Origin of the sequence: Agreia sp. Leaf335, assembly GCF_001423605.1 — a bacterium.
In the GTDB taxonomy this organism is placed as follows: Bacteria; Actinomycetota; Actinomycetes; order Actinomycetales; family Microbacteriaceae; genus Agreia.
Window position 1 is genome coordinate 1 of sequence record NZ_LMOQ01000003.1, and the last position, 15,321, is coordinate 15,321.

General features: G+C 65.9%; 16 protein-coding genes and 1 pseudogene. 7 read left to right on the forward strand and 10 right to left on the reverse strand.

Annotated elements, in window-relative coordinates:
• Positions 1 to 257 (forward strand): annotated as a pseudogene (locus ASF79_RS10295) (hypothetical protein); the annotation flags it as partial.
• 73 nt (positions 258 to 330) lie between these two features.
• Here the strand turns inward: ASF79_RS10295 and ASF79_RS10300 are convergent.
• Complete coding sequence (locus ASF79_RS10300; RefSeq protein ID WP_055779663.1) at positions 331 to 819, reverse strand: pyridoxamine 5'-phosphate oxidase family protein; 489 nt, start codon at positions 817 to 819, stop codon at positions 331 to 333.
• A 205-nt stretch (positions 820 to 1,024) separates the two neighbouring features.
• On the opposite strand from ASF79_RS10300, the gene ASF79_RS10305 reads away from it, so the two are divergent.
• Positions 1,025 to 2,038: a TerC family protein gene (locus tag ASF79_RS10305; protein WP_055779660.1), complete on the forward strand. Its 1,014-nt coding sequence runs from the start codon at positions 1,025 to 1,027 to the stop codon at positions 2,036 to 2,038.
• Here ASF79_RS10305 and ASF79_RS10310 read toward each other — a convergent pair.
• The 3 genes from ASF79_RS10310 to ASF79_RS10320 are packed head-to-tail and all read right to left on the reverse strand — an operon-like array spanning position 2,035 to position 3,942.
• On the reverse strand, positions 2,035 to 2,937 hold the full coding sequence (locus ASF79_RS10310) for an alpha/beta hydrolase fold domain-containing protein (RefSeq protein ID WP_055779657.1): 903 nt from the start codon (positions 2,935 to 2,937) through the stop codon (positions 2,035 to 2,037). The two genes, ASF79_RS10305 and ASF79_RS10310, sit on opposite strands and share 4 nt — an antisense overlap.
• A gap of 5 nt (positions 2,938 to 2,942) precedes the next feature.
• Entirely contained in the window at positions 2,943 to 3,476 is a 534-nt protein-coding gene (locus ASF79_RS10315) for a tetratricopeptide repeat protein (RefSeq protein WP_055854732.1), read from the reverse strand.
• Positions 3,463 to 3,942 (reverse strand): SRPBCC family protein, encoded by a 480-nt coding sequence (locus tag ASF79_RS10320; protein WP_055854735.1) that lies wholly within the window; start codon positions 3,940 to 3,942, stop codon positions 3,463 to 3,465. Before ASF79_RS10320 ends, ASF79_RS10315 begins: the two co-directional genes overlap by 14 nt.
• Between ASF79_RS10320 and ASF79_RS10325 the strand changes: the two genes are divergently transcribed.
• The 3 genes from ASF79_RS10325 (at position 3,941) to ASF79_RS10335 (ending at position 5,576) form a co-directional block, all read left to right on the forward strand.
• Positions 3,941 to 4,459 (forward strand): hypothetical protein, encoded by a 519-nt coding sequence (locus ASF79_RS10325; RefSeq protein ID WP_156366219.1) that lies wholly within the window; start codon positions 3,941 to 3,943, stop codon positions 4,457 to 4,459. The genes ASF79_RS10320 and ASF79_RS10325 overlap by 2 nt on opposite strands.
• Before the next feature lie 43 nt (positions 4,460 to 4,502).
• Entirely contained in the window at positions 4,503 to 4,868 is a 366-nt protein-coding gene (locus ASF79_RS10330) for an A1S_2505 family phage non-structural protein (protein WP_055854740.1), read from the forward strand.
• A gap of 216 nt (positions 4,869 to 5,084) precedes the next feature.
• Complete coding sequence (locus ASF79_RS10335) at positions 5,085 to 5,576, forward strand: FBP domain-containing protein (RefSeq protein WP_055855970.1); 492 nt, start codon at positions 5,085 to 5,087, stop codon at positions 5,574 to 5,576.
• On the opposite strand, the gene ASF79_RS10340 is transcribed toward ASF79_RS10335, so the two are convergent.
• On the reverse strand, positions 5,523 to 5,900 hold the full coding sequence (locus ASF79_RS10340) for a hypothetical protein (RefSeq protein WP_055854743.1): 378 nt from the start codon (positions 5,898 to 5,900) through the stop codon (positions 5,523 to 5,525). The genes ASF79_RS10335 and ASF79_RS10340 overlap by 54 nt on opposite strands.
• A gap of 66 nt (positions 5,901 to 5,966) precedes the next feature.
• Here ASF79_RS10340 and ASF79_RS10345 point away from each other — a divergent pair, with 66 nt between their 5' ends.
• A complete protein-coding gene (locus tag ASF79_RS10345; RefSeq protein ID WP_156366220.1) occupies positions 5,967 to 6,302 on the forward strand; it encodes a VOC family protein in 336 nt (111 codons plus the stop codon).
• Between the two features lie 30 nt (positions 6,303 to 6,332).
• Here the strand turns inward: ASF79_RS10345 and ASF79_RS10350 are convergent, their stop codons facing one another.
• Complete coding sequence (locus ASF79_RS10350; protein ID WP_156366221.1) at positions 6,333 to 8,690, reverse strand: hypothetical protein; 2,358 nt, start codon at positions 8,688 to 8,690, stop codon at positions 6,333 to 6,335.
• A gap of 71 nt (positions 8,691 to 8,761) precedes the next feature.
• Between ASF79_RS10350 and ASF79_RS10355 the strand changes: the two genes are divergently transcribed.
• Positions 8,762 to 11,194, forward strand: coding sequence for an ATP-binding cassette domain-containing protein (locus tag ASF79_RS10355; protein ID WP_055854749.1), 2,433 nt, complete (start codon positions 8,762 to 8,764; stop codon positions 11,192 to 11,194).
• Here ASF79_RS10355 and ASF79_RS10360 read toward each other — a convergent pair.
• The 4 genes from ASF79_RS10360 to ASF79_RS10375 all read right to left on the reverse strand — a co-directional run bounded on the left by ASF79_RS10360 (position 11,164) and on the right by ASF79_RS10375 (position 15,220).
• Positions 11,164 to 12,033 carry a helix-turn-helix domain-containing protein gene (locus ASF79_RS10360; protein WP_055854753.1) on the reverse strand — a complete coding sequence of 290 codons (870 nt, stop codon included), beginning with the start codon at positions 12,031 to 12,033 and terminating at the stop codon, positions 11,164 to 11,166. The two genes, ASF79_RS10355 and ASF79_RS10360, sit on opposite strands and share 31 nt — an antisense overlap.
• 73 nt (positions 12,034 to 12,106) lie before the next feature.
• Complete coding sequence (locus ASF79_RS10365; RefSeq protein WP_055779634.1) at positions 12,107 to 12,943, reverse strand: carbohydrate ABC transporter permease; 837 nt, start codon at positions 12,941 to 12,943, stop codon at positions 12,107 to 12,109.
• Complete coding sequence (locus tag ASF79_RS10370; protein WP_055854758.1) at positions 12,937 to 13,824, reverse strand: carbohydrate ABC transporter permease; 888 nt, start codon at positions 13,822 to 13,824, stop codon at positions 12,937 to 12,939. The genes ASF79_RS10365 and ASF79_RS10370 overlap by 7 nt, the downstream gene beginning before the upstream one ends.
• Positions 13,825 to 13,900: 76 nt before the next feature.
• Positions 13,901 to 15,220, reverse strand: a complete 1,320-nt coding sequence (locus ASF79_RS10375; RefSeq protein ID WP_055854761.1) for an ABC transporter substrate-binding protein — start codon at positions 15,218 to 15,220, stop codon at positions 13,901 to 13,903.
• Between the last annotated feature and the right edge of the window lie 101 nt (positions 15,221 to 15,321).

Genomic DNA, 15,321 nt, shown 5'->3' on the forward strand with positions numbered 1-15,321 from the left:
ACCCCGGCACCTCCAAGCTCTACGGTGACGTCGCCGTCAACGGCACCTCCGCCGTCAAGCAGGCCCTGCTCTTCGACCTCCACGGAGGAACCCTGAAGCCCCTCCAGACCGGCCCGAACGACACCGCCATCCTCGAAGGCACCACCGTCCACATCTCCTCCGACGCCGCCGGCCTCCTGAACGACACGTTCAAGACCGACGCCGTCAAGGCCGGCCTCCTCGTCGGAGTCGCCAAGATCACCGTCAACACCAAGTAACACCCCCGCCCAACCAGAACGGCCCGCCACAAACGTGGCGGGCCATTCTGCTGTGTACAGCTCGGTCGAGCGGCTAGTCGAGGTTCACTTTCGCGTTCTCGCTGCCGCCACCGGTCGACCCGGTGACCTTCGACTTCACGAAGCTGATCACCGAAGCGATGCGACCCCCGGGGCTGTCCCAGTACTCGGCGCCGGAGGCGGAGAACTTGACGAGCGTCACGTTCGGGTCCTCCGGTCCATCGGGGAACCAAGCCTCGACGAACGGGTTCCAGTACTCCTTGACTCGCGCGAGGTCGTCCACCTGCTTGGCCGTGCCGGTCAGCGAGACCCAGGTGTCGTTCGACGCGAACGAGACTCCCGCGACCGGGTTGACCCCGAGCTCCGCGACCTCGTGCGAGTCGCGAGCGACGATGAACCACAGGTCGCCGTCGAACTCGGCCTCCTGAACGGTGAGGGGGCGGGCGACGAGCTCGCCCAGTGTGTTGACGGTCGTGACCATCGCGAATCGGAACTCGCGAATGAGTTCGGCGACCTTCGCGACGTCTGCTGATGAATCAGGCATAGTGCTTCTCCTTCTGTGGGTACTCACAACCTTGCGGCAGTGCGCAGGTAGCCGACAGGGGATAGACTTGTGCTCGCAAGGGGAGTATTCCCGCACGGCTGACTCGTCAGTACGGACCCATCGACGGGTTCCGGGCAGCCGGCCTTCACATCGTGAAGGTGGAAGAGACCTTGGTTCTTCTACACCCGACCGTGGAGCTACCCCTATGCAGATCACCCCTCTCGTCTGGCTGATCACCATCGCCGTGACGATTGCCTTCTTCGTCTTCGAGTTCTTCGTGCACGTGCGAAAGCCGCACGAACCGTCCATCGCCGAATCGGCCCGCTGGTCGGTCTTCTACATCAGCCTCGCCCTCCTCTTCGGAGTCGGCATCGGCATGTTCTCCGGCTGGAACTTCGGCGGAGAGTACTTCGCCGGCTACCTCACCGAGAAGGCGCTGTCGATCGACAACCTCTTCGTCTTCCTGATCGTGATGACCGGGTTCGCCGTACCCAAGGCGTTCCAGCAGAAGGTGCTGATGATCGGCATCATCATCGCCCTGATCATGCGCGGAGCCTTCATCGCGGTCGGCGCGACCCTGATCGACAACTTCTCGTGGATCTTCTACATCTTCGGTGCCTTGCTGCTGGTACTGGCCTACCGCCAGGCCTTTAGCAACCACGAGTCCGACCCCGCCAATGGCAAGATCGTCAAGTTCGCCCGCAAGCTGCTGCCGATCACGAACGACTATCACGAAGACAAGATCTCGGTGAAGATCGACGGCAAGCGCTTCTTCACCCCGATGCTGCTCACCATCGTGGCCATCGGCTTCATCGACCTGGTGTTCGCGGTCGACTCGATCCCCGCCATCTACGGGCTCACCAACGAGGCCTACATCGTCTTCACCGCCAACGCGTTCGCACTCATGGGCCTGCGCCAGCTGTACTTCCTGATCGGTGGGCTGCTTGAGCGCCTCGTCTACCTCGCCCAGGGCCTCGCGGTCATTCTCGCCTTCATCGGTGTGAAGCTCGTGTTCCACGCCCTGCACGTCAACGAGCTCCCGTTCATCAACGGAGGAGAGCACGTCGAGTGGGCGCCCGAGATCCCCATCTGGTTCTCGCTCGTCTTCATCGGTCTCACCATCACGGTGGCCACGGTGCTCAGCCTGCGCAAGACGCGCGGCGACGCTCGTCGCGACGAGGTGGCCGTGGCCGAAGACGCCAAAGAGGGCAAGCTCTAAGCGCTCAGCGAGCTCCGGATGCGCGACACGATGACCTCGCGCGCGTCACGCCCGACACGAGTCGGTAGCAACGGGAACACGTGCACCTGGCCGATGCCCTCGTGAAGGTCTAGTTCGACCCCGGCGTCCGCCGCCTTCTGTACGAGGAGGCGGGCGTCGGGGTTGAGCACATCGCGCGTTCCCGTGAACAGGGTGATCGGCCCGAGCCCGGCCAGCTCGCCGAACAGGGGACTCACGACGGGATCGAGCAGATCGTTCTCGCCCCGCCAGTACTCGGCGAAGACCTTTCCGCCGGGCGTCGCCAACCACGGGTCGGTGGGCTGCACCCGAGGAATCTCGGGGTTGCCCCACGTGAGGTCGAGTGCGGGCGAGATCAGCACAGTCTGACGCAGCGTGATGCCGTGCGAGTCACGCAGCGCGAGCGCCACCGACAACGAGATCTGGCCGCCGGCCGAGTCCCCTCCGATGGCGGCGCTGCCGTAGCGGTCGATGTTGTCTCGAACGAGGTCGGCGACCTTCGACGCGACGTCCGCGGCCGTGCCGAACGGAATCAGAGGGTAGATCGGCACGGTCACCGTGGTGTTCGACTCCACAGCGATCTGTGCGGCGAGGTTCCAATGCTGGCTCACGATCTCGTTCACCCAGCCGCCGCCGTGAACGTAGACGAGGCTTCCGACCGGCGTTCCGACGCGCGGCGCGACCGTGTACACGGGCCAGCCGTTGCGCAGGGCGACGTCGACCCGAACATCCGGATGCAGCTGGCCGGGCGGGGCATACGACGTGGGCCTGAGCGATCGGGCACGTACGTGACGCCGCGCCTCGGCGGCCGAGACGAAGTTGCGGTTGGCGCGCACGAGTCGCAGGGCAGGAGCGACGATGCCGCTCGGAACGGTGACCATGACTCCTATTGTGGTCGGCGTTCCTGTGCCGCGGTGTCGAGGTCTCGCAGGTAGTCGGCGTTGCCGCGAAGTGCCGGCTCGTAGCGGTCGATGTCGGGCGAGTGGATGCGATCGGCCGCCAACGCAAGCAGCTCGGCGACGGCGGCGTCACTGCGCGATGCCGCGTGCAGCGACAGGGCGAGGAACGCCCGCAGCGAGTCGGAGTCGGGATAGTCGGAGCACGCCTCTCGGAGAACCGCGATCGACTCGTCGAACAGGCCCAGGTTGCGCAGGGTGCTGCCGTATTGCAGCAGGCATCGCCGCCGCGTATCGCCCTGCAGGCCGGCAGCGAGGGCACGTTCGTAGAAACCACGAGCGCGTTCCTCCTCGCCGGCGGTGTCGTATGCCCCGCCGACCTCGTAGATCGCCTCGGGGTTGTCGGGGTACTGAGCCAGCAGCGCGGTGAAGTACTCGATCGTCGGAGCCATATTGCTGCGATCGCGGCGCGCGTATCCCTCGGCGATCACGGCCCGAAGATCCGGGTCGTCAGCTGAATGCAAGAGCTTCTCCTGTCTCGAGCAACGACTTGAGGCTCGACAGCACGATGGGCCAGCCATCCGTGACTCCCGCAAGAACCGCGCTGCCGGTGTCGAAGCCGCTGTGGGTGATCGTGAGTTTCGTCTGCGCTCCGGCGGGCTCGAGGTCGAAGGTCGCGATCGAGCGCTTCTCCGACGCCAGCCTCGCGAGCAACTCGGGATCGTCTCCGACGGCCTCTCCGAACTCGGGCGTGAACGTCTGCCAGGTGAACGAGAGCCGGCGCGGCTCGTCGAACACGAGCACGAGCTGTTCCGCATCCACGATGTCGACCCCGGCGACGTGCCACGTCATCGTCGACCCGACCGCCCAGTCGGTGCTGTGCGTGAGAAACCAGAACTGGCTCTTGAGCGACGGGTCGGTGAGGGCCTGCCAGATACGCTCTGGCGTCGCACGAATGTAGTTCGTATAGGTGAAGGTCTCGGCCGACATGGTTCTGACGGTAGCGGATAGCCGCCGATGCCGACAATGCACACCGGATGTCGGTGGCCGGGTCGACACTGTGCGCATGACAGTCTCGACACCTTCGATCCATGTCCTTCTGCACACATATTTCGAGCCGAAGATACGGCGAGCCAAGGCAGAACGACGTGAACGTCTGATGCATGTCGACAAACGGCTGCGACGCTATCTCGAGAGTGAGGTGCCGGGCCGTTTGTGCTCGGAGTGCAACACTCTTATCGCCGCCGAGCGACAGTTCAGCCCGTACGATGTCGTGGCTCGATTATTCGATGCCCGGGTGCCGCTGGCAAACCTTCCGAGATTCTTGACGCCGGATCTTCTGCCCGCCGACGCGTTGCCCAGGCGAACCCAGTTCGAGGTCGTTCGAGGCCTCGGCCGTATGCTCGCCGATGACGAACTCGTCGATGAAGACGATTACAGGGCGTTCGAAGCCGCCGTCTCCAGAGTCGTTCAGCGTCCTCCCTACCGTGGTCGGCGGTGGCGGTGACGGAGTGCTGGTGGTGCGCACTCGGTCGACGTAGTCTTCCGCCATGAGAATCACGACTCTGCAGCCCGGCGAGATCTTTGTCTTCGGCTCGAATGCGAGCGGGCACCACGGTGCGGGTGCCGCTGCCCAGGCGCATCGAGACTTCGGTGCGGTCTGGGGTGAGGGCCATGGACTGCACGGGCAGTCGTACGCGATCGATACCATGAGCGGGCTCGAGGTGATGGGCAGGGAGATCGACACCTTCGTCGAGTTCGCCGAGTCGTGCCCCGACCTCACCTTCCTGGTCACCGAGATCGGATGCGGCATCGCCGGGTACACGCCAGCCGATGTCGCACCGCTTTTTCCGCGAGTGCCACTGAACGTGCGACTGCCAGAGTCGTTCGTTCGGGAGCTCGACCCGGGACGGTAGGTACAGTGGAGTGGTGAGTTACTCCAGTTCATCGGCATCGCCCTCAGGGCGTGAGGGGGTTGTCGGCAGTTCTCTTGCCGGCATCAGATAGCCCCGCTCCCCAGCCGCACGCGATCATCGCGCGCGGCCAAGCGGTGCGCTTTCTACCGCGCCGTCCGAATGAACATCTGCCCGTGCTGCTCTGTGCCGCGGGCCGACTCTGATTGGCGACTCACCATGTTTTCTCTGAACGACACAACCATCCGCGACTCCTTTGTGAACGCGTCGCGCAAAGAGCTCTCCGACCTCACGCTGCCCGCGGGCTTCGCCGAGATCGACTGGGCGAAGCTCGACTACGTCGGCTGGAACGACCCGAAGCGCCCCCGCCGCGCGTACGTGGTGGTTCCGGTCGGCGACGTCGCGGTCGGCGTGCTGCTGCGGCGGGCCGAGACGAAGCCCGCATCCAGAGCCCAGTGCTCGTGGTGCCAGGACGTGCGGCTGCCCAACGACGTGGTGTTCTTCAGCGCACGTCGCGCGGGCGCGGCCGGACGCAATGGCGACACCGTGGGCACGCTCGTGTGCTCGGAGTTCGAGTGCTCCCGCAACGTGCGCACACCTCCGGCCATGGCGTACATCGGTTTCGATGTGGCGGCTGCGCGGCTCGAGCGCATCGCGTCACTGCAGACCCGAGCGGCCACCTTCGTCGACGACATCCGCGCGACCGCCTGACGTAAGTGCGCGAGTTCGGTGCTCCTCGAGCATCTCCGCGAGCATCCGGTCGTGCAGTTCGGATTCTGCCGAGTCGTTCGGGTCCATGCCGAAGAGCCAGGTGAGCCCGCGGAGCCGTCTGTTGTCGATGCCGATCAGGGCGATCGAGATCGTCTCGTTCGGCTGCGCCGTGCCGCGTGCCCAGGCGAGGGTCTCGGTGAACGTCGCATTCGAGACGTCGACCGTGCGCACCGCACGATCGGGCAGGGTCGCGAAGTAGACCCGAACGCTCGACTCGTGCTGTTCCCAGGTGCTGTCCCGCTCATCGGAATCCACGATGTTCATGCCGTCGAGCCTAGAGCGGCGGAGGCCGACGGACGTATTCTTGCCGCACGACACAAGGAGGCGACCGTGACGATCTCGCGCCTGCTCGCCCAGATGACGGTGAGCGATTCCGCGCAGTCCATTCCCTGGTATTCGCTGCTGTTCGGGCGCGGGCCCGATGCGCGTCCGATGGACGGCCTCGTCGAGTGGCATCTCGCCGATACCTTCGGCGTGCAGGTCTGGATCGAGCCCGAAAGAGCTGGCGCCTCGTGCATGGTGCTCGACGACGATGACCTGGATGCCCGGCTTCAGCTGCTCGACGGCGCCGGCATCGAGCATGGCGGCATCAGAGCGGCGTCGTCGTCTCGGATTCTGCCCGTCGTCGACCCCGACGGCAACCGCATCGTCTTCACGGGACCGTGAGTCAGCACGTGTGAGGCGTGGCGAAGGCCGTCACTTCAGGCCGCAACGAGCGTCACTGCAGTTCACGACACTGCCAGCCCAGCTCTCCTCGTTCCTGTCTGGCCTGCCATAGTCGTCGTCATAGGAGATGGTGGCGACGTCTGGCCTGATGTCGCCCGCGAGCCTGTCGCCCGCGGCGATGATCGGGTTGCCGTGCGAATCGAGGCTCAGGGCGAGAGCCTCGGTCGACCTGAGATCCTCATTCCGAGTCAGTTTCGCGATCGAACGCGACTCGAGATTTGTGCACTTCGCGTCGAGGCAGCTGATCAGGTCGAGGGATTCGCGCCGCTCGTTGGCGACGGCGATAAGCGGCCGCCCGCTCTCGTCGATGGCGAACGCGGGCGTTCGCAGGCCCGCGTCATAGCCGGTCAGATCGCTGGTGTTGGTCGACGAGCAGGCACTGTCGGCGCAGGTGAAGAGCCGCAGTTTCGAGCTGTCTTCGGGGCGAGAGAGTATGACGGGCAGCCCGTCGGCTCCGAGCTCGATCTGTGCACCGAATGTCTCGTCGTAGCCGAAACCAGATGACTCCTCGCTCTCGACCACGGGGGCCAGTTCGGGGGCCTCGACGCGGAGCTCGGCGCCATCGGCTTTCCCCGAGATGACCCGCAGAGCGGGAGCCGGTACGTCCGCGCGAGAGTCCTCTCGGTTGGCCAGAGTCACGACCGCCGTGCCATCGGCGGTGACGGCGACGTCGATGGAGGCTCTGCTCGGCGCGTTGCCGATCCATTCGAGCTGCGTCGTCTTCGTGGTGGCGGAGGAGCAGGCGGCGTCGTCGCAGAAGACGATCCACATGGTTGCCTCGGGCGGTCCGCCGGTGCGTCGTGCGACGGCGGCGATCACGGGATGCGCGCCGTCGTTCGATACGGCGACGGCGCTGCGGTCGGTCACGGTTCGGGTGTCGACCTCGTCGTCTTCATCGAACGTCGAATCGAATGAGGCGAGGGTGGTGCGGCTTCCGGGGGGCTCCGTGGAGGTTCGCTCACCCTGACGCGTCGTGTCATCCCATCTACGCAGTTCGTCGGCGCTCGTTGACACCGCGTCGAGCTCGAACCGATTGTCGGCGGTGTCTTCCTCGTCTCCGACGAACATCCACTGCGCGGTGAAGAGACCGCCGTCGTCTGTACCGATCGTGTCTGTCGAAAGGTACGACGACAGGGTGGAGATCGGCGAGCAGCTCGCGCCGTGGCAGACGCGCAGCGAGTATCGGTCGTAGCCGACATTTGCGCTCAGCACAGCCGTGCCGTCGTCGCCCACGGGCACGATGCTCGCCGAATCCTCGATCGAGGGCACCGTGACAGCCGAGTACGACACGAATCCCCACGGATTCACGAGCGCGAGCGGCACCGCGAGCAGAGCGGGAACCAGCAGCACGGCCAATCCGACCAGCGCGCCGCCGCGGGTCCCGACATCCGAGTCTTTCTGCGCCCACGACGGCGCGGGCAGGGGCACGATCGGCTGGGTGCCGATGCGAGCGCGGGACTCCTCGCGTACGATCACGGCGCGCACCGCGACGGCGGTGAGAAACAGAACGAGAGCGGCGGGAACGACGATGCCGAGCGCGACGGAGACCATGGCGGAGAGCAGCGACTGGAGCATGAGTCCGGCGAGCAGCCTCAGGCCAACGCCGATCCCGACCACGACCACGGCCGCGATGATCAGACTGACCCTGGGCGAGCGGTCTTCGGTGCGCCCTGAGACGACATCTTTTCCCGAGCGCCAACCGCGCGCGAGAGCCTGACCCCACGACGCGCTGCGCAGAACGAGCTGTGGCCACGCCAAAAGCAACGGCGCGGCCACGATCAGAACGATCAGGGCCACGACGAGGCCGACGATGGCCTGAACCGGTGCGATCGCCAGAGCGACGGATGCGGCCACGCCGGCGACGGCGATCGCGAGCGCGCCGACGAACGCGAGCGCGACCAGACCGGGTCGGCCCGCGGCACGGCGCCACGCAGCAGGCGCCGGGAGACGGGCATCGGTGGTGTTCGCGATCAGGGAGTGCGTGGCGGCGGTGATACCGAAGGCGTGACCCGCGCAGAGCAGGATCACGGCGATCGCAGCGGCGACGAGCGCCTCGGTCGTGCCGGCTACTTCGGTGACGTTTCCGTTGATGAGCACGAGCGCGTCGCGCGGCACGATCGACAGAGCAGCGACCGTGGCCGCGACGGCGGCGATGATGACGGGAACGCCGTAGGCCAGCGCCGGAGCCGGCGACAGCAGGACCAGCGCCCAGGCGCGGGGCGGGCCGTACATGCGGCGGGCGGCATCCCGAGCGGCTTCGGCGGAGCGCTCCGGCTGCTCCGGCGCAGGCTCGGGGGTGGGCGTGGTCTGTGAGGCGGAGTCTGGCACCTAAAGCACACTAACAGCGACGGAAAATCCCCCACAGGGGGAGAACTCCCCATACCCCGCATACGATTGAAATGGTGCAGACAGAACCGAACCAGCCCATCGCATCCGCCGAGCCCGGTTTCGTGCGCGTGCGCGGCGCCCGCGAGAACAACCTGCGCGACGTCGACGTCGACGTGCCGCGCGACCGCATCGTCGCCTTCACCGGGGTCTCGGGATCGGGCAAATCGTCGCTGGCGTTCGGCACCATCTTCGGCGAGGCCCAGCGCCGCTTTCTCGAGTCGGTCGCGCCGTACGCACGTCGTCTGATCGCACAGGGCAGCACTCCTCACGTCGATGAGATCACGGGTCTGCCTCCCGCCGTCGCCCTGCAGCAACGACGCGGAGCCCCCAGCTCGCGTTCGACCGTCGGCACTCTCACGACGCTGTCGAATCTGCTGCGCATGCTCTATTCGCGGGCCGGTACCTACCCCGCGGATGCGACGGGTCGGCTCGACTCCGATTCGTTCTCTCCCAACACCGCGGCCGGCGCCTGCCCGCGCTGTCATGGACTCGGCATCGCGCACGACGTGACCGAGGCGACGGCCGTGCACGACCCCGCCCTGAGCATCCGCGACGGCGCCATCGCGGCCTGGCCCGGGGCCTGGCAGGGCAAGAACCTGCGCGACGTCACGGCCGGGCTCGGCTACGACATCGATCGCCCGTGGCGCGAACTGTCGCAGAAAGACAGGGACTGGCTGCTCTTCACCGACGAGCAGCCCGTTGTCGAGGTGACGCCGCAGCGCGATCGAGTGGCGAAGCCGTACAAGGGGCGCTTCTGGAGTGCCAAGAGCTTCATCATGCACACCCTCGCCGACTCCAAGAGCGAGGCCCAGCGCAATCGTGCTCAGCGTTTCGTCGAGACGGCGCCCTGCTCGCTGTGCGGGGGCAGCGGCCTCACGCGCGCGGCGCTCGCGGTGACCTTCGCGGGGCACAGCATCGCCGAACTCAACGACATGCCCTTCGCCGCGCTCGCCGACGTGCTGCGCCCCACCGCCGAGCTGAAGACCGCTGGCGTCGCACGTTCCGACCGCTCGTCCGGTGAGCTCACCGAGGTGGCGGTCACGATCGCCTCCGATCTGCTCGCCCGCATCGAGGTGCTCGTCGGCCTCGGCCTCGACTACCTCGGTCTGAGCCGCGCGACCCCGACTCTGTCGCCCGGCGAGATGCAGCGCCTGCGCATCGCCACCCAGCTGAGATCGGGTCTCTTCGGCGTGATCTACGTACTCGACGAGCCGTCGGCCGGGCTGCACCCTGCCGACGCCGAACCTCTCATCACGGTGCTCGAGCAGCTTCAGGCGTCGGGCAACTCGGTCTTCGTCGTCGAGCACAACATGGACGTCGTGCGTCGCGCCGACTGGGTCGTCGACGTCGGCCCGGGGGCCGGTTCGAACGGCGGATGCGTGCTGTACAGCGGACCCGTCGGCGGGCTCGCCGAGATCGAAGACTCCGTGACGCGGCCGTTCCTCTTCGCGTCGCCGGCCGACGGGTCGTCGCGGCGCACGGCACGCGACCCCCAGCGCTGGCTGAACCTGCGAGCGGTGTCGCGGCACAACATCCAGAATCTGGATGTGGACATACCGGTGGGAGTGCTCACGGCGGTGACCGGGGTATCGGGCTCGGGCAAGTCGAGCCTCGTGGGCGGCGTGCTCGCGGAGCAGGCGCTGGCCGACGACGCCGTCGATCGCGTCGTGCAGGTCGATCAGAAGCCGATCGGGCGAACTCCGCGATCGAACCTGGCCACCTACACGGGCCTCTTCGACGCGGTGCGTTCGACCTTCGCCGCCACCGACGATGCGCGTGAGCGCGGCTACGACGCCGGTCGCTTCTCGTTCAACGTCGACGGTGGACGCTGCCCCACCTGTCTCGGCGAGGGGTTCGTCTCGGTCGAGTTGCTCTTTCTGCCGGGGAGCTACGCGCCCTGCCCCGACTGCGGCGGCACGCGCTACAACCCGGAGACCCTCGAGGTGCGCTATCGCGACGCATCGATCGCCGATGTGCTCGCGATGACCGTCGATGAGGCGGCAGTATTCCTCGCCGACGTGACCGTGGCGGCGCGCAGCCTCGACACCCTGCGCAAGGTGGGGCTGGGCTACCTGCGACTCGGCCAGCCCGCGACCGAGCTCTCGGGAGGCGAGGCTCAGCGCATCAAGCTCGCGACGGAACTGCAGCGTGCCCGACGCGGCCACACGCTCTACGTTCTCGACGAACCGACGACGGGGCTGCATCCGGCCGACGTGCGCCTGCTCGTGGCGCAGCTGAACGCCCTCGTGGATGCCGACAACACGGTGGTGCTCGTCGAGCACGACATGAGCGTGGTCGCCGACGCAGACTGGGTGATCGACATGGGCCCGGCCGGCGGCGACAAAGGTGGCCTGGTCGTGGCGGCCGGTCGTCCGGAGGCTGTCGCCACGAATGGAGACAGCCGCACGGCGCCCTACCTGGCGGCTGCGCTCGCTTCGGCCTGAGTCTCGTCGAGTTCGTCGGCGTCGTCGGGCCCGCGCAGGCGAGCCAGCAGATGTTCGATCGCGAAGCCGGCGGGGGAGTCCGGCTCCGGGACGATCACGTTCATGAAGAGACCGCCGGGTACGTCGAGCACCTGAAAGGGAAGCTCGACCCAGCCGTAGCCGTCGACGAAGTTGGGGGCGAGTCCCGACGAGAAGGGCCGAGCCTCGTGGGCCAGCCAGAACTCCCGGAAGTCGGCATCCGGCATGAGCTGGTCGACGATCTGCCGTAGACGAGGGTCATCCGGATCGGCGTGGAAGCGTAGCGCCGCGACGGAGTCTCGCGCGGTCTCGCGCCAGCGCTCGTTCGATCTGTTCTCGAGGGGAGTCTCGAACATCATCACGACGTAGTTGTTGCCCGGTATCGAGTAGCCCGGTGCAAGAGCCGCCGCGAGGCTGTTGACGAAGATCAGGTCTTGATTGCGGTCGAAGATCTCTGCCGAGGTGCCCGCCCACTGGTCGAGCAGGGCGCGCAGTCGTGGAGTGACCTCGTGGTCTGTTTCCTGGAGGCGTGCATCGGAGGGCGATGGAAGAGCGAGCTTGTAGAGGTAGCTTCGACCGCTGTCATCGAGGTCGAGCGCGCGGGCCAACGCCTCGAGCACCTGTTCGGAGATGCGGTGGTTCTGCCCCTGCTCGAGACGCACGTAGTACTCGAGACTGATGCCGGCGCGCTCGGCGACCTCTTCGCGCCGCAGTCCCCGCACGCGTCGCTGCGGGTCAGGCGGATATCCGACGTCCTCGGGCTTCAGGGCGGCGCGTCTCGCGCGGAGATACTCCGCGAGAACCACCTGCTTCGCCGTCATGGCTCCAGCATAGAAGCATTCTGGAGTCGTCATGCAAGAAATGCCGACGGGGTCGTGTGCCGGTCATGCGCTGTTACTTGCCGATACCGTCGGCGAGGCCCTTCACGAAGTAGCGCTGGCCGAAGAAGAAAAGCAGAACGACGGGGATCGCCGCGATCACCATTCCAGCGAACACGACGGGGTAGTCGGTGCCGTGCTTGCTCATGAGACTGGTCAGCCCGACGGGCAGTGTCTGCACGTCGGTCCCGCTCGTGAACACCATCGCGAACAGGTACTCGTTCCAGGCGAAGAGGATGTGCAGGATCACGGTCGACACGATGATCGGTTTGCACATGGGCAGGATGATGCGCCAGAACGTCGACCAGCGGGATGCGCCATCGACCTCGGCGGCCTCGTCGATCTCGCGGGGCAGGTCAATCATGTATGCGCGGATCAGGAACGTCGTGAAGGGGATGCGGAACGCCGTATAGAGGATGAGCAGGGCCCAGAAGGTGTTGTAGAGACCGAGGCTCTGGAACATCTTCACGAGCGGAATGAGGGCGACGGCCGGAGCGAGCATGAGTCCGCCGAGGATCACGGTGACGATCGCCCTGTTGAAGGGGATGGTGACTCGGGTGAGACCGTAGGCGGCCCAGGCGCTGATGAACACCGTCGCGATCGTCGAGGTCACGGTGACGAGCACGCTCATCATGAGGTAGTTGCTGACCCCGCGGTTCCACGCGGTCACGTAGTTCTCCCATTTCCAGGCGATGGGAAGGGCGAACGGGTTGCCGAACAGCTCGGCATTCTCTTTGAAGCCGTTCAGGATCATCCAGAGAAGCGGATAGACCACGACGACCACGAGGCCGAGCAGGAAAGTCCACATGAACACCCTGCCGATGCTGCCGAGGAACGTGAGGCGTTTCACCATTCCACCCTTCTTCTGCGAGTGATCCAGAGTTGAACGAGCGCGATCGCGAGGGTGACGAGGAAGATGACCATCGCGATCGCGGCTGCGTAGCCGAAGTCGTTGCGCACGAAGCCCGAGCGGTACAACCAGGTGCCGAGCACCTGCGTCGAGTTGTTGGGCCCTCCGCTCGTCATCACCATGACCTCGTTGAACACCTGGAAGGCGCCCGAGATGGTGACGATCATCATCAACCCGGTCATCTCGCGCACCAGTGGCAGCGTCACCGTGAAGAAGCGGCGGAATGGGCCGACGCCGTCGATGGAGGCCGCCTCGTAGAGTTCCGACGGAATGCGTTGGATGGCGATCGCGAACAGCAGTGTCGAGTAGCCGAAGCCCTGCCACTGGCTCATGGCGATGATGCCGAGCATCGCCGTGCTCTCTTGACCGAGCCACGGGCGGGCCAATGCATCGAGGCCGACGGAATCCAGCGCGGCATTCAGGAGACCGAGGTTGGGTTCGTAGATGAAGTAGAACAGCAGGCCCGCGACCGTGAGCGAGATGGCGGAGGGGACGAAGTAGATCGCTCGAAGGCTGCGCCGCCATCGGTCGCTGCGGATGCTCTCGATGATCGCCGCGAGGACGATGGCGCCGAAGACCTGGAATGCCACGGAGATGACGGCGTAGAGCAGATTGTTGCCGAGCGCCGACCAGAAGATCGGATCGTCGACCAGTTTCAGGTAGTTCTTCAGTCCGACGAACTCCGAGGTGCCACTGTAGATATCCCACTTCTGCAGGCTGAACCCGAAGTTCTGCACGAGAGGAAGGTAGACGAAGGCGCCGAGGAGGACGAGCGCCGGCAGCACCCAGGCGAACCCGAGGGCTTTCTTCACGGCTGTCTGCATCGAGATTTCTTCCGGCTAGAGGTGTGGGAGGGAGGGGATAGCCGGGGCGGCATGTGTGCGCCGCCCCGGCCGGTTGCTACTTGGCGGACTCGGATGCGTCGCGGACGCTGGTGAGGACCTCGTCGGGTGTCGCGCTGCCGCTGATGATCGCTTCGCCGCCGGCCAACCAGGCATCGGCAACTTCGGGAACCGTGACCATGTCGAGCCAGGCCACGATCTGCGACGCCTCGTTGACCTGCGAGATGCCGTCGACGACGGCGTTACTCGAGGTCTCGGCCGACACTGCTCCGACCACCGTGCTCGGCTGACCGTAGGGAGGCGCGGCGAGGGTCTGGGCATTGGTCTTGTCGGTCACGAACTTGAGGAAGTCGATGGCGAGAGCCGCTCGGGGCGACTTCGCGTTCACCAGATAGCCCTCGGGTGCTCCCTCGATGGCGTCGGGATCTCCCTGTGCTCCGGCGGGAACCGGCAGGGCGAAGAATCCGAAGTTGTCGGTGGTGAGGGCGTTGCCCTCCGCGGTGACCGTGTCGAACTCGAGGATCTCCTGGTAGTACATGGCCGCCTTGCCTCCGGCCAGCGCCTCCTGCGCGGTCGTGTAGAGAACACCGTTCGTGCCGTCACCGGTGTCGGTGCAGGTATCGACGAGGGTCTTGAACTGTTCGAGCGCCTTCAGATACCCGGGGTCGTCGAGGGTGGCGGTCTCGGGGTCGAAGTCGGCCTCGAGCACATCGGCGGGCACGTTGTAGGCGAATAGCTGCTGCAGGTAGTGCAGGCCAGGCCATCCGTCTTTGTTGCCGAAGGCGATCGGCTCATAGCCCGCCGCCCGGATCGTGGGGCAGCTGTCGATGAGCTCCTCGAATGACGTGGGAACGCTGACGCCCGCCTCGTCGAAGATCGCCTTGTTGTAGCCCATGAACTTGCCGTTGTTGTAGAGCGGAACGCCGTAGTACTTGCCGTCGGTCTCGAAAGCGCCGAGCGAGGCGGGGCCGAAGGTCTGGCCCCAGTCGGTGTCGGGCCCGATCACGTCGGTGAGGTCGGCGGCCAGTCCGCCGCCGATGAAGTTGTCGGCCCAGTTGCCGGTGAAGCTGAAGTAGATGTCGGGCAGCGCGCCGGATGCGGTGAGCGTCTTGGTCTTGTCTTTGACGCTCTGGTCGGTCTCTTGGATCAAGTCGAACGACACGTCGGGGTGCAGCGCGGTGTACTCCGTCGCGAGATCTTCGAAGTAGGGCTGCAGGGGGTCGCCCGCGAATTTGGTCAGGATGCTGAGGGTTCCGGAGTATTCCGGTGTCGCGGTCACGTCGACCGGCGCGGCGGACGAGCCCCCTGCACATCCCGTGACCAGGAGGGCTCCGGCCGCGATGAACGCCGCCGCTGTGATTCGTGTTCGTGTGTGCATGGTCTTCCTTCATCTCTCGCCGGAGCGGGGATCTCGGGGCGGCGTCCCGAGGGCTGCCTTCCACCGATCCGCCATTGGATCTGGTTCAACACGTACTGCGT